This is a genomic window from Pseudomonas sp. Eqa60, assembly GCF_018326405.1.
In the GTDB taxonomy this organism is placed as follows: domain Bacteria; phylum Pseudomonadota; class Gammaproteobacteria; order Pseudomonadales; family Pseudomonadaceae; genus Aquipseudomonas; species Aquipseudomonas protegens.
Map to the genome: position 1 here is coordinate 6,361,813 of NZ_AP024342.1, position 17,448 is coordinate 6,379,260.

15 protein-coding genes and 1 pseudogene are annotated in these 17,448 nt (G+C 63.7%); 11 read left to right on the forward strand and 5 right to left on the reverse strand.

From position 1 onward, the window contains the following. Positions 1-48 precede the first annotated feature (48 nt). On the forward strand, positions 49-1,023 hold the full coding sequence (locus KI242_RS28865) for a serine/threonine protein kinase (protein ID WP_011063872.1): 975 nt from the start codon (positions 49-51) through the stop codon (positions 1,021-1,023). A 239-nt stretch (positions 1,024-1,262) separates the two neighbouring features. Then, positions 1,263-2,150, forward strand: coding sequence for an EamA family transporter RarD (gene rarD, locus KI242_RS28870; RefSeq protein ID WP_011063873.1), 888 nt, complete (start codon positions 1,263-1,265; stop codon positions 2,148-2,150). A gap of 222 nt (positions 2,151-2,372) precedes the next feature. Here the strand turns inward: rarD and KI242_RS28875 are convergent, their stop codons facing one another. Next, entirely contained in the window at positions 2,373-2,891 is a 519-nt protein-coding gene (locus KI242_RS28875) for a glycine cleavage system protein R (protein ID WP_011063874.1), read from the reverse strand. A gap of 552 nt (positions 2,892-3,443) precedes the next feature. Between KI242_RS28875 and KI242_RS28880 the strand changes: the two genes are divergently transcribed. After that, positions 3,444-5,621, forward strand: a complete 2,178-nt coding sequence (locus KI242_RS28880; RefSeq protein WP_011063875.1) for a malate synthase G — start codon at positions 3,444-3,446, stop codon at positions 5,619-5,621. A gap of 79 nt (positions 5,622-5,700) precedes the next feature. On the opposite strand, the gene KI242_RS28885 is transcribed toward KI242_RS28880, so the two are convergent. Continuing rightward, positions 5,701-6,147 carry a response regulator gene (locus tag KI242_RS28885; RefSeq protein ID WP_015637278.1) on the reverse strand — a complete coding sequence of 149 codons (447 nt, stop codon included), beginning with the start codon at positions 6,145-6,147 and terminating at the stop codon, positions 5,701-5,703. A gap of 258 nt (positions 6,148-6,405) precedes the next feature. Between KI242_RS28885 and KI242_RS28890 the strand changes: the two genes are divergently transcribed. The 7 genes from KI242_RS28890 (at position 6,406) to KI242_RS28920 (ending at position 14,783) form a co-directional block, all read left to right on the forward strand. Beyond that, positions 6,406-8,340 carry a putative nucleotidyltransferase substrate binding domain-containing protein gene (locus KI242_RS28890; protein ID WP_015637279.1) on the forward strand — a complete coding sequence of 645 codons (1,935 nt, stop codon included), beginning with the start codon at positions 6,406-6,408 and terminating at the stop codon, positions 8,338-8,340. Further along, positions 8,337-9,044, forward strand: coding sequence for a 3'-5' exonuclease (locus tag KI242_RS28895; protein ID WP_011063878.1), 708 nt, complete (start codon positions 8,337-8,339; stop codon positions 9,042-9,044). The genes KI242_RS28890 and KI242_RS28895 overlap by 4 nt, the downstream gene beginning before the upstream one ends. Positions 9,045-9,312: 268 nt before the next feature. Then, the gene (locus tag KI242_RS28900) at positions 9,313-9,831 is read left to right on the forward strand and encodes an RNA polymerase sigma factor (protein WP_053154253.1); all 519 of its coding nucleotides are present in this window, start codon (positions 9,313-9,315) and stop codon (positions 9,829-9,831) included. Further along, on the forward strand, positions 9,828-10,805 hold the full coding sequence (locus KI242_RS28905) for a FecR family protein (RefSeq protein WP_065365119.1): 978 nt from the start codon (positions 9,828-9,830) through the stop codon (positions 10,803-10,805). The genes KI242_RS28900 and KI242_RS28905 overlap by 4 nt, the downstream gene beginning before the upstream one ends. A gap of 178 nt (positions 10,806-10,983) precedes the next feature. Further along, entirely contained in the window at positions 10,984-13,413 is a 2,430-nt protein-coding gene (locus KI242_RS28910; RefSeq protein ID WP_212805749.1) for a TonB-dependent siderophore receptor, read from the forward strand. Positions 13,414-13,476: 63 nt separating this feature from the next. After that, positions 13,477-14,598, forward strand: coding sequence for a PepSY-associated TM helix domain-containing protein (locus KI242_RS28915; RefSeq protein ID WP_015637283.1), 1,122 nt, complete (start codon positions 13,477-13,479; stop codon positions 14,596-14,598). Beyond that, a complete protein-coding gene (locus KI242_RS28920; RefSeq protein WP_212805750.1) occupies positions 14,595-14,783 on the forward strand; it encodes a hypothetical protein in 189 nt (62 codons plus the stop codon). The genes KI242_RS28915 and KI242_RS28920 overlap by 4 nt, the downstream gene beginning before the upstream one ends. Here KI242_RS28920 and KI242_RS28925 read toward each other — a convergent pair. Next, positions 14,730-15,182 (reverse strand): hypothetical protein, encoded by a 453-nt coding sequence (locus KI242_RS28925; protein ID WP_212805751.1) that lies wholly within the window; start codon positions 15,180-15,182, stop codon positions 14,730-14,732. The genes KI242_RS28920 and KI242_RS28925 overlap by 54 nt on opposite strands. Before the next feature lie 100 nt (positions 15,183-15,282). Between KI242_RS28925 and KI242_RS28930 the strand changes: the two are divergent. Continuing rightward, positions 15,283-15,911: pseudogene (locus KI242_RS28930) on the forward strand (glutathione S-transferase). Here KI242_RS28930 and KI242_RS28935 read toward each other — a convergent pair. Together KI242_RS28935 and creD are read right to left on the reverse strand one after the other, a co-directional pair. Next, a complete protein-coding gene (locus KI242_RS28935; protein ID WP_158267418.1) occupies positions 15,908-16,078 on the reverse strand; it encodes a hypothetical protein in 171 nt (56 codons plus the stop codon). The pseudogene KI242_RS28930 and the gene KI242_RS28935 sit on opposite strands and share 4 nt — an antisense overlap. Next, positions 16,071-17,447, reverse strand: a complete 1,377-nt coding sequence (creD, locus tag KI242_RS28940) for a cell envelope integrity protein CreD (RefSeq protein ID WP_041120144.1) — start codon at positions 17,445-17,447, stop codon at positions 16,071-16,073. Before creD ends, KI242_RS28935 begins: the two co-directional genes overlap by 8 nt. Position 17,448 lies beyond the last annotated feature (1 nt).

Consider the following 17,448-nt stretch of genomic DNA (forward strand, 5'->3'; position numbering starts at 1 on the left):
TTACCATGCTTGGCCGGACGCGGCAGCCTGCTGCGCGCAGGAGTAAGCATGTCGCACCCGTTTGAAACACTGACCCCCGATCTGGTCCTGGACGCCGTTGAAAGCATCGGCTTTCTCAGCGACGCCCGCGTGCTGGCGCTCAACAGCTACGAAAATCGCGTCTATCAAGTCGGCATCGACGAAAGCGAGCCACTGATCGCCAAGTTCTACCGGCCCCAGCGCTGGACCAACGAAGCGATCCTGGAAGAACACCGCTTCACCTTCGAACTCGCCGAATGCGACGTGCCGGTGGTGGCGCCGATCATTCACGACGGCGCCAGCCTGTTCGAACACGCGGGCTTTCGTTTCGCCCTGTTTCCCCGCCGCGGCGGGCGCGCCCCGGAGCCAGGCAACCTGGACCAGCTCTACCGTCTCGGCCAGTTGTTGGGCCGCCTGCACGCGGTGGGTGCCACCCGCCCGTTCGAACACCGCGAAGCCCTGGGGGTGAAGAACTTCGGTCACGATTCCCTGGCAACCCTGCTGCAGGGCAACTTCATCCCCAAGAGCCTGCTGCCAGCCTACGAGTCGGTGGCCCGGGACCTGCTCAAGCGGGTGGAAGAGGTCTACCAGGCCACGCCACACCAGAACATCCGGATGCACGGCGACTGCCACCCCGGCAACATGATGTGCCGCGACGAGATGTTCCATATCGTCGACCTGGATGACTGCCGCATGGGCCCGGCGGTGCAGGACCTGTGGATGATGCTCGCCGGCGACCGCCAGGAATGCCTGGGCCAGTTGTCCGAGTTGATGGATGGCTACAGCGAGTTCCATGATTTCGACCCGCGGGAGCTGGCCCTGATCGAACCACTGCGAGCCTTGCGCCTGATGCACTACAGCGCCTGGCTGGCACGACGCTGGGACGACCCGGCGTTCCCCCACAGTTTCCCCTGGTTCGGCAGCGAACGTTATTGGGGCGATCAGGTGCTGGCCTTGCGCGAACAGCTGGCGGCCCTCAACGAAGAACCCCTCAAGCTGTTCTGACCCGGCCTGCAGGAGCCGGCTTGCCAGCGAAGGGGACCCGAGAAATCGCCTTCGCCGACAAGCCGGTACCCACACAAGGGCGCCAGCCGTAGGAGCTGGCTTGCCAGCGAAAGGGCCCGAGAGATTGCCCTCTTCGGCAAGCCGGCGTCCACAGTGGGCAGCGGGGTAAAAGTCAGGACAGGTCTAGACAATTGTCCTTACAATTGCGGCTTTGTTAGCTGCCTAAGCAAGGATTCTGCATGCAAGCCGCCAACCCGCGCCGCGGGTACATCCTGGGTCTGACCGCCTACATCATCTGGGGTCTGTTCCCGCTCTATTTCAAAGCTATCGCCAGCGTTCCCGCGGTCGAGATCATCATCCACCGGGTGCTCTGGTCGGCGCTGTTCGGCGCCCTGCTGCTGATGGTGTGGAAGCACCCCGGCTGGTGGCGCGAACTGCGGGACAACCCCAGGCGCCTGGCGATCCTGGCCCTGAGCGGCACCCTGATCGCCGCCAACTGGCTGACCTACGTCTGGTCGGTGAACAACGGGCGCATGCTCGAAGCCAGCCTGGGCTACTACATCAACCCACTGGTCAACGTGCTGCTGGGCATGCTGATTCTTGGCGAACGCCTGCGGCGCATGCAGTGGCTGGCGGTGATCCTGGCGGCGGTGGGCGTGGCCCAGCAAGTGTGGCAGGTAGGCAGCCTGCCCTGGGTCTCGCTGATGCTGGCGCTGAGCTTCGGCTTCTACGGGCTGATCCGCAAGCAGGCGCCGGTCAAGGCCCTGCCCGGCCTGGTGGTGGAAACCTGGATGCTGGTGCCCATCGCTCTGGGTTGGCTGCTGCTGCACCCCGATGCCAGCAGTGCCCATGCCGAGTTCTGGAGCAGTTCCCAGGCCTGGTGGCTGGTGGCCGCCGGCCCGGTGACCCTGGTACCTCTGGTGTGCTTCAACGCTGCCGCACGGGACCTGCCCTATACCACCCTGGGTTTCCTCCAGTACCTGGCTCCCACCCTGGTGCTGCTGCAGGCCGTGCTGCTGTTCGACGAGCACCTGTCCTCCAGCACCCTGCTGGCCTTCATGTTTATCTGGGCCGGCCTGGCGGTATACAGCGTGGATGCCTGGCTCAGCCTACGCGGGCGTCGCTGATCAATAAACGCACAAAGCCCTGCAGGCCACGTTCTTCGTGGCTTGCAGCGGTTCTTCCCAAGGTTATCCACAACCTGATCCCCGTCCTTTGTGCACAAGCCCTTGAAACTGCTGGTTTTTTGATCAACTGGCGCAACGCCGCGCTGGCTCTGGGCCAGGGCCTGGTCTCTACAGGTTATCCACAGGCACATGCACGGTTTACTGGGATAACCCTCACAAGGCTCAGGGCTCGCTGCGCAGGACCAATTCCACCATCAAGTCGTCCGCCAGGGTTTCCAGGCGCGCCTGCAGCACTTCCAGGGACAGGGTCAGCGGCACCGCAAGGATCGCCTCGGCGTGGAACAGCGGCTCGCTGCTCATGGGCGCTGGGCGCACCTCGGTCACCAAGCGCTCCAGGTTCACCCCCTGCTCGGCCAGCAGCCGGGTGATGTCGCGCACGATTCCCGGGCGGTCGTTGCCCACCAGTTCCATGGCGATGGGTTTCCAGGTGCAGGATTGCTCCACACCGCTTTCGGCGATCAACACGCGAATGCCCTGGGCCGACAAGCCTTGCAGGGCATCCACCAGTTCATCGTAGGCTTCGGCCGGCACTGCCACCCGCAGGATCCCGGCGAACTGCCCGGCCATGCGTGACAGGCGGCTTTCCAGCCAGTTGCCGCCATGCTCGGCGATGCACTGGGCAATGCGCTCGACCTGGCCGGCCTTGTCCGGGGCGAATACCGTGAGAACGAGATGGTCCATGGCGCAGCCCTCTTTGAGCAATGAAAGATCCAGTATAGGCAGCCTCATTCCCCGCGCCTTCCAGCCCATAGCAGCAGCTTGTGCAGGAGCTGGCTTGCCGGCGAATGCGCCCGCAAGGCCGACGCAAACCCCGAAGGCCCATTCGCCGGCAAGCCGGCTCCTACGAGGGTGCGCAAGGCAAAACACAAATCGTGTACAACTTTTTGTATTTATATGGAACAATCCACCGGTTTTTTGAGAACATCGCATTCCCCTGCGTGACCGCACTGCACTTTAAAGTCGCGGAACGACGCTTTTAGTCTAATTTTCACAACCGCAGTTCATCATGTAGTATGCCGCAGCGCGCACTACATAACGTTGGAACGATGTTCGCCAAGGCCTGATCGCAACCCCCGCAACAGCCCGTCAGCAAGGCTCCGCCGTTGATTGGAAGGACCCAGCCGCCAGCGATGGCATGTACTGGAGAACAGGGTTGTGCTTTAAATGGCCGCCGGCTTCATTGTTAATTTGAAGAGCTGAAAAGCGAAATAGCTGAGCAGAGTGAGGCAAGCAATGACTGAGCACGTTCAAGTCGGTGGCCTGCAGGTCGCCAGAGTCCTGTTCGACTTCGTGAACAACGAAGCCATTCCCGGTACCGGCCTCACCGCCGACTCGTTCTGGGCCGGTGCAGACAAGGTCATTCACGACCTGGCGCCGAAGAACAAAGCCCTACTCGCCAAACGCGATGACTTCCAGGCACGTATCGATGCCTGGCACCAGTCCCGTGCCGGCCAGGCGCATGACGCTGTGGCTTATAAAGCCTTCTTGCAAGACATCGGTTACCTGCTGCCAGAAGCGGCGGATTTCCAGGCCACGACGCAAAACGTCGATGAAGAAATCGCCCACATGGCCGGCCCGCAGCTGGTGGTGCCGGTGATGAATGCGCGCTTCGCCCTCAACGCTTCCAACGCTCGCTGGGGCTCGCTGTACGACGCCCTGTACGGCACCGATGCCATCAGCGAAGCCGATGGTGCGGAAAAAGGCAAAGGCTACAACAAGGTCCGCGGCGACAAGGTCATCGCCTTCGCCCGCGCCTTCCTCGATGAATCCGCGCCGCTGACTGCCGGCTCCCACGTGGACTCGGTGAGCTACAAGATCGTCGGCGGCAAGCTGGTGGTCGGCCTCAAGGGTGGCAGCAACAGCGGCCTGCGCAACGACGCGCAACTGATCGGCTACCAGGGCGACGCTGCGGCCCCTACCGCGATCCTGCTCAAACACAACGGCCTGCACTTCGAGATCCAGATCGACGCCACAAGCCCGGTCGGCCAGACCGACGCCGCCGGGGTCAAGGACCTGCTGATGGAAGCGGCCCTGACTACCATCATGGACTGCGAAGACTCGGTCGCCGCAGTGGATGCCGACGACAAGGTGGTGATCTACCGCAACTGGCTCGGCCTGATGAAAGGCGACCTGGCGGAAGAAGTTTCCAAGGGTGGCAAGTCCTTCACCCGCACCATGAACGCCGATCGCGAATACACCGGGGTCAATGGCGAGCCGGTGAAACTGCACGGTCGTTCGCTGCTGTTCGTGCGCAACGTCGGCCACTTGATGACCATCGATGCGATCCTCGACAAGGATGGCAACGAAGTGCCGGAAGGCATCCTCGACGGCCTGGTCACCAGCCTGGCGTCGATCCACAACCTCAACGGCAACACGTCGCGCAAGAACAGCCGCACCGGCTCGATGTACATCGTCAAGCCGAAGATGCACGGCCCTGAAGAAGCGGCGTTCACCAACGAGCTGTTCGGCCGCATCGAAGAGGTGCTGAACCTGCCGCGCAACACCCTGAAAGTCGGGATCATGGACGAGGAGCGCCGCACCACGGTCAACCTCAAGGCCTGCATCAAGGCGGCCAGCGAGCGCGTGGTGTTCATCAACACCGGCTTCCTCGACCGTACCGGCGACGAAATCCACACCTCCATGGAAGCCGGCGCCATGGTGCGCAAGGCCGACATGAAGGCCGAGAAATGGATCGGCGCCTACGAGAACTGGAACGTCGATATCGGCCTGAGCACCGGCCTGCAAGGCCGCGCGCAAATCGGCAAGGGCATGTGGGCGATGCCGGACCTGATGGCAGCGATGCTCGAACAGAAAATCGCTCACCCACTGGCCGGCGCCAACACTGCCTGGGTTCCATCCCCGACCGCCGCTGCGCTGCACGCGCTGCACTATCACAAGGTCGACGTATTCGCCCGCCAGGCCGAACTGGCCAAGCGTGCCCGCGCCTCGGTGGATGACATCCTGACCATCCCGCTGGCGGTCAACCCGAGCTGGACGCCAGAGCAGATCAAGAACGAACTGGACAACAACGCCCAGGGCATTCTCGGTTACGTGGTGCGCTGGATCGACCAGGGCGTGGGCTGTTCGAAAGTGCCGGACATCAATGACGTCGGCCTGATGGAAGACCGCGCCACCCTGCGTATCTCCAGCCAGCACATCGCCAACTGGCTGCGCCACGGCGTGGTCACCCAGGAGCAGGTGCTGGAAAGCCTCAAGCGCATGGCTCCGGTGGTTGACCGGCAGAACGCCAGCGACCCGCTGTACCGCCCCCTGGCACCGGACTTCGACAGCAACATCGCCTTCCAGGCCGCCCTGGAACTGGTGATCGAAGGCACCAAGCAGCCAAACGGCTACACCGAGCCGGTCCTGCACCGCCGGCGTCGCGAGTTCAAGGCCAAGAACGGTCTGTAAGCCCGCGTAACCAGCAGTAATTAAAAAAGCCCCGGTCGCAAGGCCGGGGCTTTTTTTCGCCTGTGTGGCAAGGGATCGGCTAGAGCACCACGCCCAGCTCGTGCTTGACCAGGGCCAGCAGCTTGGTGGTGTCGATCGGCTTGAGCAGGAAGTCCACCACGCTCAGGTGCATGGCGGCGATGGCATCGCGGACATCGGCGTCGCCGGAAATGATGATGATCGGCAGCGCCGCCCGCTCCGATTCACGCACCTGACGGATCAGGTCCAGGCCATTGCAGGGCGCCATGCGCAGATCGGTGATCAACAGGCCGATGGATTTATTCGATTCAAGCAACTCAAGTGCGGCCTTGCCACTGGCCGCCGTGATGCAACGGATGCCATCCAGGCCAAGAATCTCCGCAAGCAGCTCCCGTGCATCCTTGTCGTCATCGGCGATCAGCACCCGCTGGGGCGGCAGATCCGGTTCCAGCATGACCGCACTCAGGGCCTCGCGCTCGGCGTCACTCAAAATATCGTGGTCGGGCATACATTTCTCTACATGAACAGATCAATCCCCTAGCACAGTGGTCAGACATCGCTAAGCAGGCCTCCAATGTGCACTTCGTCGGAAAAATTGCCAAGAGTCTTGATCAGAGCTTTTTCGCATTGATTGCCGACGCTTCAAAGCCAAATGTCCGGCCCCTAGGGCGCTACCTAGACTTACGTCCAATGGGCACCCCAGACGTTGCAGCCGACCATGCCGTGATCCGACCACAACAAATCCAAAAAGACTGCGGTAATCGTTATGAGTAAAGCGGACGCCTTCACCCAGGCCGGGAAGACCGCGGTGTTGCAGAACATCCAGGGGACCGTGCAGTTCCTGCAACGGTTCCCGCCGTTCAACCAGATGGAGCAGCTGCATCTGGCCTACCTGGTAGAACAATGCCAACTGCGCTTCTACGGCCCCGGCGACAGCATCATCAAGCCGGCCGACGGCCCGGTCGAGCACTTCTATATCGTCAAGCAGGGCCGCGTGGTGGGCGAACGCACACACGCCGCCAAGGGCAGCACCGAGACCACCTTCGAAATCACTTCCGGCGAGTGTTTCCCCCTGGCCGCGCTGCTGGGCGAGCGCGCGACCCGCACCGAGCATCGCGCCGCCGAAGATACGTTCTGCCTGCAACTGAACAAGGGCGCTTTCATCAAGCTGTTCGCCCTGTCCGCGGAGTTTCGCGACTTCGCCCTGCGTGGAGTCAGCAGCCTGCTGGACCAGGTCAACCAGCAAGTCAAACAGAAAGCGGTGGAAACCCTCGGCACCCAGTATTCGCTGAACACCCGCCTGGGCGAGCTGGCCATGCGTCATCCGGTGGCCTGTTCACCGCAGACGCCGCTGCGCGAAGCCGTGGCGCTGATGCATGAGCAGCAGGTCGGCAGCATCGTCGTGGTGGACGAACGCAAGGCCCCGCTGGGGATCTTCACCCTGCGCGACTTGCGCCAGGTGGTGGCCGACGGCACCCAGGACCTCAACCAGCCCATCGAACAGCACATGACCCAGGCGCCGTTCTTCCTCAGCCCGGACCACAGCGCCTTCGACGCCGCCATCGCCATGACCGAGCGGCATATCGCCCACGTCTGCCTGGTGAAAGAACAGCGCCTGTGCGGGGTGGTTTCCGAGCGCGATCTGTTTTCCCTGCAGCGGGTCGACCTGGTGCACCTGGCGCGGACCATCCGCAACGCGCCCCGGGTCGAACACCTGGTGGCGCTGCGGGGCGAGATCGGCCAGTTGGTGGAGCGCATGCTGGCCCACGGTGCCTCCTCGACCCAGATCACCCATATCATCACCCTGCTCAACGATCACACCGTGTGCCGGGTCATCGAACTGACCCTGGCCGACAAGGGCGACCCCGGCGTGCCTTTCAGCTGGCTGTGCTTTGGCAGTGAAGGCCGACGCGAACAGACCCTGCACACCGACCAGGACAACGGCATCCTGTTCGAGGCCCGGGACGCGGCCCACGCCGCGGAAATCCGCGGCAAGCTGCTACCCATCGCCCAGCAGATCAACCAGAGCCTGGCCATGTGCGGTTTCACCCTGTGCAAGGGCAACATCATGGCCGGCAACCCCGAGCTGTGCCTGTCCCGTGCTGAATGGGCCCGGCGCTTCGCGGCCTTCATCCGCGAGGCCACCCCGGAAAACCTGCTGGGTTCGAGCATCTATTTCGACCTGCGGGTGGTCTGGGGCGATGAACAGAGCGCCGAACAACTGCGTCGGGGCATCCTCGACCAGGTGGCGGACAACCGTCTGTTCCAACGCATGATGGCGGAAAACGCCCTGCGCCAGCGCCCGCCCGTGGGGCGTTTTCGCGAGTTCGTGCTGGCCAGGAAAAATGGCGAAAAGGCCACCCTGGACCTCAAGGTCCAGGGCCTCACCCCCTTCGTCGACGGTGCCCGGTTGCTGGCCCTGGCCAACGGCATCGGCGCGATCAATACCCTGGAGCGCCTGCGCCAGCTGGTGTCCAAACAAGTGATCGAGCCCCTGGACGGCGCCGCCTATGAAGAGGCCTATCACTTCATCCAGCAGACCCGCATGCAGCAGCACCAGCGCCAGACCCGGGAGAACCAGCCCTATTCCAACCGGGTCGACCCGGACAGCCTGAACCACCTGGACCGGCGCATCCTGCGTGAATCCCTGCGCCAGGCCCAGCGCCTGCAAAGCAGCCTGGCCTTGCGGTACCAGCTATGAGCCTGTTTGCCTGGTTCCGCCCCGCAGTCAGCCTGCTGAGTGCCGAGCAGCAACAGCGTCGCGATCGGCTACCGGCCTTCACCGAGCTGAATGAAAGCAGCCTGCGAGAGCAGCGCTGGGTAGTGGTGGACGTGGAAACCACCGGCCTCAACCTCAACCGCGACCAGGTGCTGTCCATTGGCGCGGTGGTGATCGAAGACGGTGCCATCGACTTCAGCCAGCAGTTCGAGCGCACCCTGCAACGCCAGGGCCACAAGCTCAGCCCCAGCGTACTGATCCACGGCCTGGGGCCCAGCGCCATCGCCGCCGGCTGTGATCCGGTGGAGGCCCTGCTGGATTTCATGGAGTTCGTCGGCGATAGCCCGCTGCTGGCCTTTCATGCCCCGTTCGACCAGCACATGCTCGGCCGGGCGCTGAAGGACAGCCTGGGCTACCGCCTGCAACACAGCTTCCTCGATGTAGCGGACATGGCGCCGTTGCTGTGCCCCCAGGCCCAGATCCGCGAAGCCGGGCTGGACGACTGGGTGCGCTGGTTCAACCTGCAAGTGGTGGAGCGCCATAACGCGGCGGCCGATGCCCTGGCCACCGCGGAGCTGGCGCTGATCCTGTTCAACCGCGCCCGCCAGCAGCAGATCCACAGCCCGCTGAACCTGCAACAGCGCCTGGGCCAGTGGAAACGCCGGCAGCAGGCCCCTTCGTTCTGAGCAGCCGCACTGTGGCGAAGGAGCTTGCTCCCGCTCGGCCGCGCCGCGGCCGTAGAACCGGAGTCCTGGATCTAACAGATACAACGCCTTGGGCGTGCTGCGCACGCCAACGGGAGCCAGTTCCCTCGACACAACTGGTTCCTTGTCTTGGGCACCCGCCCTCTTCAGCCACCAGGCAGCCGACCAGCGTCAATTGCGCCACTGTTTCGCCTCTGCCACAATCGCGAATAATTCTCGTTAGTTTAAACTTCTCGATTGGTGAGTTCCGTTGTCGTCAGTCCAAAGCCCTCACAATGAGCTGGTTGGTGCGTTGTATCGCGACCATCGTGGTTGGCTGTTGGCCTGGCTACGGCGCAACGTTGCCTGCAGCCAGCGGGCCGAGGACCTGAGCCAGGACACCTTCGTGCGCCTGCTGGGCCGCGACGAACTCAAGGCGCCCCGGGAGCCGCGGGCGTTTCTGCTGGCCATCGCCAAGGGCCTGCTGTTCGACTATTTCCGGCGCGCCGCGCTGGAACAGGCATACCTCAGCGAACTGATGCTGATCCCCGAAGGCGAACAACCGTCGCCCGAAGAACAGCAGATGATCCTCGAAGACCTCAAGGCCATCGACCGCCTGCTGGGCAAGCTCTCCAGCAAGGCGCGCATGGCCTTCCTCTATAACCGCCTCGACGGCCTGAGCCACGCCGAGATCGCCGAACGCCTGGGGGTCTCGGTGCCAAGGGTGCGCCAATACCTGGCCCAGGGCATCCGCCAGTGCTACATCGCCCTGTACGGGGAGCCGCTATGACCCCCATGAGTTCCAAGCCGGTGTCGGCCCAGGTGCTGGATGCCGCCATCGCCTGGCAGCTGTCGCTGGATGGCGGCGCAAGTGCCGTGGAGCGCGAAGAGTTTGCCAAGTGGCACGCTGCCCATGAAGAACACGCCCGCGCCTGGCGCCAGTTGGGCATGCTCGACCAGCGCTTTGGCGTGGCCACCGGCCCGGCCCGCAACGCCTTGCTGCAATCGCGCGAAGGCTTGCGCCGGCGGGTACGCAAGCTGGGTCGCGGGGTCGCCAGCGTCGTGCTGTTCGGCGGCCTGGCGCTGTTTGCCGGGGAACGCTACCTGCCGATGGACTACTGGCTGGCAGACCAGCGCACCGCCACCGGTGAGCAGCGCACCCTGCGCCTGGCCGACGGCACGGTGATCAACCTCAATACCCACAGTGCGCTGGATGTGCGCTTCGATGAGAAGCAGCGGCGGATCGTGCTTCAGGAAGGCGAGATCCTGATCGAGACCGGGCACAACGACAGTCGGCCGTTCATCGTCGAAACCCGCGACGGCCGAATGCGCGCCCTGGGCACACGGTTCCTGGTCAAGCGCGAGGACCAGGGCACCCGCCTCGGGGTGCTGCAATCGGCGGTGGCGGCGCGGCCGCAAGCCGGTCAGGACGAGCACGTGTTCAAGGAAGGCCAGCAAGTGCTGATGCGCCGCGATGGCCTCGGCCCGCTGCAGGCCCTGAACCTGGGGGCCGACGCCTGGACCCGGGGCATGCTGGTGGTGGACAACGCCCGGCTCGGTGACCTGATCGATGAGCTGGGCCGTTACCGCCGTGGTCACCTGGGCGTCGCACCGGAACTGGCCGACCTGCGGATCACCGGCAGTTTCCCATTGCAGGACACGGACCTCGCGCTCAATGCCCTGCTGCCGACCCTGCCGGTGAAGATCGAACGGCACACCCCCTGGTGGGTGACGGTGGTGGCCAAGGCCGACGCCAAGCACTGAGGTCGGTGTCGCAGCCTTCGCCGGCAAGCTGGCTCCTACACCGGTCCTGTAGGAGCTGGTTTGCCAGCGCCCCCCCGACCGACCTAAATCTAAATTATTTTCAATCCGCCCCTATCACTTTTCCAATCTCGTCCGGCACCTAGGCAATTGCGAAACATTTCCATTCAGGAGCCGCCGTATGTCCCGCCCCCTAGACACCCTGTTGCGCCCCAGTCTCCTGGCCGTTGCCATCGCCCTCTGCGCCCCGCTGGCCAGCCAGGGACTGATGGCCGCCGAGCAAGCGTCCAGCGTGCGCGCCTACGACCTGCCCGCCGCGCCCCTGGCCAGCACCCTGAACCAGATCGCCAGCCAGGCCGGCCTGGCCCTGAGCCTCGATCCGTCCCTGGCGGCGGGCAAGAGCTCGGCCCCGGTCAAGGGCCAGTTCGATGCACCGGGCGCCCTGCGTGAGGCCCTGCGTGGCAGCGGCCTGCAGCTGCAACGCAGCCCTGCCGGCAGCTACAGCCTGGTGGCGATTGCCGACGACGTAGTGACTCTGGCGCCCACCAGCATCACCGGCCAGCAGGCTGGCGAAAGTGCCTGGGGCCCGGTCGACGGTTACCTCGCCACACGTACCGCCGCCGGCACCAAGACCGACACTGCGCTGGTTGAAGCGCCGCGCTCGATTTCCGTCGCTACCCGCCAGCAGATGGAAGACCGCAACGTGCAGAACCTCGACGATGCCGTGCGTTACATGCCCGGTATCGTCTCTGCCAGCTACGGCAGCGACACCCGCTATGACTGGATGCGGGTCCGTGGCTTCGAGCCCACCCAGTTCCTCGACGGCCTGCCCCTGCCCCGCGGCGTGTATGCCAACCCGAAAGCGGAAACCTGGAACCTCGACCGCCTTGCCCTGCTGCGCGGCCCGGCTTCCTCGGTGTATGGGCAGACCCCACCGGGCGGCCTGCTGGATATGGTCAGCCGGCGCCCAAGCGCAGACACCAGCCATGCCGTCCAGATTCAGTACGGCAGTGACAACTACCGCCAGATCAACTTCGCCAGCACCGGCAAGATCGACGATGAAGGCCAGTTCCTTTATGGGCTCAGCGGCGTCGTTCGCGACGCTGGCACCCAGGTCGACCACATCGACAACAAGCGTTACAACATCGCTCCCAGCCTGACCTGGAACATCGATACCGATACCAAGCTGACCCTGCTCACGCAGTTCACCCGCGACGATACCGGTGCCACCAGCCAGTTCATGCCGATCCAGGGCACCAAGATCAAGTCGCCACTGGGCGACGTTTCCCATCACAAGAACCTGGGTGACCCGAACTACGAGTTCTACGATCGGACCTACTACGCGCTAGGCTACGCCTTCGAGCACCGCCTCAACGATGTCTGGCAGTTCCGTCAGAACCTGCGCTACACCAAATCGGAGCTGTCCTTCCAACAGTTGACCGTTGGTTCTTACGCCTACTCCCCGGCTGATGCAGCGGGCAACATCAGCCGTACCTCGACCAACGTCGACGAAGACATCGGCCAGTTCGCGGTCGACAACAATTTCCAAGCGGACTTCACCACTGGCGACATCAGCCACACCGTGCTGCTTGGCCTGGATCACCAACGTACCGACACCTCCTACCTGTCGATCTACGGTAACGGGGGCACCACCAACATCTTCAACCCGGTCTATGGACAGTCGATTGTTCGTCCGTCGCGCGCCGACGCCTATTACGACTACGACCAGAAGACCATTCAGACCGGCCTCTACGTCCAGGACCAGATGGCCCTGGACAACTGGCGCCTGACCCTGGGTGGCCGTGAGGACTGGGTGCACCAAGGCACCACCTACCTCAACAAGAAAGGCGTGACCAACACTGATCGCAGCAAGAACTTCAGTGGCAATGCGGCGCTGAGCTATGTGTTCGACTCGGGTGTTGTGCCGTACATCTCCTACGCCGAATCGTTCCAGCCAGCGAGCAACGCCAGCGTTTCACCGACCGAATCGTATAAACCCACGGAAGGCAAACAATGGGAGCTGGGGGTCAAATATCAGCCACCAGGTTCGAATACTCTGCTGAGCGCGGCGGTCTACGACCTGACACAGAAAAATGTCCTGGTGACCAGCATTGGCGCCGGTGGCGAATCGATCACCAACCAGACCGGCGAAGTGAAGGTCAAAGGCCTGGAACTGGAGGCGGTGTCTGACGTAACCGAAAACCTCAAGGTCATCGCCGCGTATACCCTGGCCAAGTCTGAGGTGCAAAAAGGCATCTACAAAGGCAACCGCTTGCAACTGATGCCAAACCAGCAAGCCTCCCTGTGGACTGACTACACCTGGCATTCCGGCGTACTCGATGGTTTCGGCATCGGTGCGGGCGCCCGCTACACCGGCAATACCTATGGCGACCAAGCCAACACCTGGCTGGGCAAGGCCGACGCCTACACGGTGTTCGATGCCGCCGTGCATTACGACCTCGGCCGCCTGGACAACAGCCTCAAAGGAGCGTCGCTGAAACTCAACGCCACGAACCTGTTCGACAAGGATTACCTTTCCACTTGCGATGGTTCCTACTGCTATTTCGGCGATCAGCGTAGCGTGGTCGCCAGCGCCACCTATCAATGGTAACCAGCTGAGTTAACAACCAGGCCGTCCGACAAGGGCGGCCTTGGTGTGTCTGAAGGCTAAGAAATGAAAAGCAAGACAATCCGCCGCTGGTCCTTTATCCACACCTGGACCAGCCTGATCTGCACGGTGTTCCTGCTGATGCTGGCGCTCACCGGCCTGCCGCTGATCTTCCACCACGAGATCGACCACCTGCTGGGGGATTCCCCCGAACTGCGGGAGATGCCTGCCGACACCCCGCACCTGGACCTGCAACAGCTGGTCAAGGCCGCCGAGGCTCATCGCCCGGGTGAGGTCATGCAGTACTTCGGCTGGGACGAGGACGAACCCAATGGCGTGATGACCATCATGGCCAGGACCGCCGGCACCGAGCCCAACTCCTCCCACACCTTCATGCTCGACGCCCGCACCGGCGAGGCCGTGGCCATGCCCTCGGCCAATGGCGGGTTGATGATGGTCATGCTGCGCCTGCATGTGGACATGTTCGCCGGGCTGCCGGGCAAGCTGCTGCTGGCCTTCATGGGCATCCTCTTCGTGCTGGCGATCATCTCCGGCACGGTGCTCTACCTGCCGTTCATGCGCCGCCTGAAGTTCGCCACGGTGCGCCAGGACAAGTCCAGCCGCCTGCGCTGGCTCGACCTGCACAACCTGATCGGCGTGGTAACCCTGACCTGGGCCCTAGTGGTGGGCGTTACCGGCGTGATCAGCGCTTGTGCCGACCTGATCATCGCCGCCTGGCGCAACGACAGCCTCAGCGCCATGGTCGCGCCCTACCGCGACGCGCCGCCACTGACCTCACTGGCGCCGGCCAGCCGCCTGCTGGATATCGCCAGGGAAGCCGCCCCGGGCATGCAGCCGGACTTCATCGCCTTCCCCGGCACACGCTTTTCCAGCGAGCATCACTACGCGGTGTTCCTCAAGGGCAGCAGCCACCTGACTTCGCACCTGCTGACCCCGGTGCTGATCGACGCCAGTAGCCTGCAGGTCACCGCCGTGGCCGGGCGGCCCTGGTACATGGACGCCATGGGCATGTCCCAGCCGCTGCATTTCGGCGACTACGGCGGCATGCCGATGAAGGTGCTGTGGGCGGCGATGGACGTGCTGACCATCATTGTCCTGGGCAGCGGCCTGTACCTGTGGCTAGTCCGCCGGCGAGCCGGCAAGTCGATACCGCAGGTGCGCCCATGAAACCCCGGCAATCGAACTTCTGGAAGGTCTTCGCCGCGCCCCTGGGCATTGGCCTGCTCTGCGCCGCCGGGTTGTTCGCGGCGCTACTGGGAGACGGGGCCTGGGACAGCTTGAGCTGGCTGGGCCTGGGCCTACCGACGCTGATCGCCCTGCGCGGCCTGTTGCGGCGCAAGCCGGTGGCCTGAACCTGGCGCCGGGAAACCACGCCACAGGTACATCGAGAGCCCGAGGCCGATCAGCATCACCGGGATGAACAGGCGATTTTCCAGCAGCGCCTCGATGGCCACCAGCACGCTGAACAACGCCAGCCCCAGCAGCGGCACATAGCTGGCCGCCAGGCTCCAGCGCCAGGGCTGGGTCACCGGGTCGGGCCCGCGCCAGGCCAGCAGTGCGCAGCCCAGGCCCGGCAGGGCCAGTGCCGGCAGGGCCCAGTACCAGGCCATGTAGGCGAACGCCATGACCAGCTCCGGCTCCCCTTCACCCTTGCGGCGGAACTCGTATTGCAAGGCCAGATACACCGCCAGCGCGCCCAACAGGGTCAGGGCCAGGCTGTACAACCCGTGTAGAAGATAGGACCTGCGCACTCATCACTCCTCGTCTGTACCGCCAATCGCCCCTGTGGCCAATGCCACAGGCTGCGCTAAGATCCCCGGGCTGCGAGACTTCCACCCGCGAGGAATATTCATGTCCACCCCAAGCATGACGCTGTTCCACAACCCGGCATCACCTTACGTTCGCAAAGTCATGGTGCTGCTGCATGAAACCGGGCAGTTGAACCGGGTCGCCCTGCAAGCCAGCCAGTTGAGCCCGGTAGCTCCGGACGCCGCGCTGAACCAGGACAACCCCCTGGGCAAGATCCCCGCCCTGCGCCTGGACAACGGCCAGGTGCTGTACGACAGCCGGGTAATCCTCGACTACCTGGACCAGCAGCACGTCGGCAACCCGCTGATCCCCGGGACGGCTCGGCCCGCTGGCGGCGCCTGACGCTCGCGGCCCTGGCCGACGGGATCATGGACGCCTCGGTACTGGTGCGCTACGAGCTGGCCCTGCGTGCCCCGGAAAAACACTGGGAACAGTGGCTCGACGGCCAGCGCGACAAGATCCGCCGAGCCCTGGCGGTGCTGGAAGCCGAAGCGATTGCCGAACTGGCCAGCCACTTCGATATTGCCGCCATCAGCGTTGCCTGCGCCCTGGGCTACCTGGATTTCCGCCACCCCGACCTGGAATGGCGCCAGGACCATCCCCAGCTGGCCGCCTGGTACTTCGAGATCAGCCAGCGCCCGTCGATGCTGGCGACCCGGCCGCCGGTCTAATCGGTCAGGCGATCGGGCCTCTTCGCCGGCAAGCCGGCTCCTGCAGCACGGGGCATGGCTTGCTGGCGTACCAGCCACCAGGCATCGAGCGGAAACAACTGGCCGATGCGCTGCGCCAGATGCTCCCGCTGGCGCTGATCCTCACGCAAACCCAATGACCTACTCATGGACGGCCTCCAGATCGAACTGCAAAGGCTGCGCTGCCTTGCGCTGGCCAATGCCATACCAGTCCAGCTTGCGGGTCAGCACCATGAACACGCCCAACAGCCCGAACAGCAGCAGCGAGCCCATCAGCAGCGCGTAATCCTCGGCGCTGAGCAGGCCATAGAGCAGGCCGTACAAGGCCGCCAGCGCGATCGCGAACAGCGCGCCGTTACGCCAGCTGTGCAGCACATGGCTGACATAGAAGCCGATCAGCCCCACACAGGCTGCCGCCGACACGCCATAGGCCAGCGCAAAGCCCAGGTGCTCCGATAGCGACAGCAGCAACAGGTAGAAGAACGCCAGGGCCACGCCCACCAACCCGTACTGGATCGGGTGCACCGACAGGCTCTTGAGTACCTCGAAGAGAAAGAAGCCGGCGAAGGTCAGGCCGATGAACAGCAAGGCGTATTTGATGGCCCGGTCGCTCTTCAGGTACTGGTCCACCGGGTCGATGAAACTCACGCCGAAGCTGCGGCCGTTGAAGTCCTGGCATTGCGTGCCGAATGCGCAACGCTCCATGGCCTGTTCCAGGTTGGTGGAGAAAAACGAGGTCTGCCAGATGGCTGAAAAGCCCTGCTCGGTCACTTCACGCTGCACCGGCAGGTAGTTGCCGATAAAGCTCGGGTGCGGCCAGTTGGCCGTCAGCAGGACCTTGCTGGTCTTGCCCACCGGCAGCACCTGCAACTGGCCGGTGCCCTGCAGGCGCAGGTCGAAGGCGAAATCCAGGCGGGTGTTCTTTTTCAGGTCCAGGGGCGGCAGCAGCACATGCACGCCTTCATCCAGCCAACTGACAAAGGTGCCCGGGGCGAAGTCCAGGGTCTGGCCGTTGAGTTGCAGTTGCAGGGCGTTCTCGATGCCGCGGATATCGCTGATGCCCACCGCCAGGAAGGGCTGGTCGAACTGGTAGTCGGCAAAATCTTCCTTGATCCCGTATTGCTCGGGCACGGCGAAATGGCCGCTGATGTGGTTGTCGGCGTGGAACAGCCGAGCCTCGTAGATGCCCCGGGCACGCAGCTCGGTCTGGGCCTTGCCGTCCAGCTCGAAGTGTTCCGGCAGGAAGAACATGCGCCCTTGCTCCTCGCCGATTTCCTGATAGCGCTTCTTGGTCTTTTCGTCGGTCTTCCAGGTGCGCACGGTCTTGCGGTAATCCACCACCATCACCGGGCCGCGGATCTGCTGCTGGGTGCTGGAGCTGCGGGCAATATCGTCGAGCACGCCGTCGCGCAGGCTCTGGCGCTCGCTGATCAGGCCGCTGATCATCAGCAGCGGTATCAGCAACAGCAGGATCAACAGGCCAATGGCCCCGAGTTTGAAGGTCAGGTTGCGGTTCATG

What these genes read in the sequence shown, in the direction of transcription:
- KI242_RS28865 (WP_011063872.1), top strand. Translation starts at nt 49, where the DNA reads ATGTCGCACCCGTTTGAAACACTGACCCCCGATCTGGTCCTGGACGCC.
- rarD (WP_011063873.1), top strand. Translation starts at nt 1,263, where the DNA reads ATGCAAGCCGCCAACCCGCGCCGCGGGTACATCCTGGGTCTGACCGCC.
- KI242_RS28875 (WP_011063874.1), bottom strand. Translation starts at nt 2,891, where the DNA reads ATGGACCATCTCGTTCTCACGGTATTCGCCCCGGACAAGGCCGGCCAG.
- KI242_RS28880 (WP_011063875.1), top strand. Translation starts at nt 3,444, where the DNA reads ATGACTGAGCACGTTCAAGTCGGTGGCCTGCAGGTCGCCAGAGTCCTG.
- KI242_RS28885 (WP_015637278.1), bottom strand. Translation starts at nt 6,147, where the DNA reads ATGCCCGACCACGATATTTTGAGTGACGCCGAGCGCGAGGCCCTGAGT.
- KI242_RS28890 (WP_015637279.1), top strand. Translation starts at nt 6,406, where the DNA reads ATGAGTAAAGCGGACGCCTTCACCCAGGCCGGGAAGACCGCGGTGTTG.
- KI242_RS28895 (WP_011063878.1), top strand. Translation starts at nt 8,337, where the DNA reads ATGAGCCTGTTTGCCTGGTTCCGCCCCGCAGTCAGCCTGCTGAGTGCC.
- KI242_RS28905 (WP_065365119.1), top strand. Translation starts at nt 9,828, where the DNA reads ATGACCCCCATGAGTTCCAAGCCGGTGTCGGCCCAGGTGCTGGATGCC.
- KI242_RS28910 (WP_212805749.1), top strand. Translation starts at nt 10,984, where the DNA reads ATGTCCCGCCCCCTAGACACCCTGTTGCGCCCCAGTCTCCTGGCCGTT.
- KI242_RS28915 (WP_015637283.1), top strand. Translation starts at nt 13,477, where the DNA reads ATGAAAAGCAAGACAATCCGCCGCTGGTCCTTTATCCACACCTGGACC.
- KI242_RS28920 (WP_212805750.1), top strand. Translation starts at nt 14,595, where the DNA reads ATGAAACCCCGGCAATCGAACTTCTGGAAGGTCTTCGCCGCGCCCCTG.
- KI242_RS28935 (WP_158267418.1), bottom strand. Translation starts at nt 16,078, where the DNA reads ATGAGTAGGTCATTGGGTTTGCGTGAGGATCAGCGCCAGCGGGAGCAT.
- creD (WP_041120144.1), bottom strand. Translation starts at nt 17,447, where the DNA reads ATGAACCGCAACCTGACCTTCAAACTCGGGGCCATTGGCCTGTTGATC.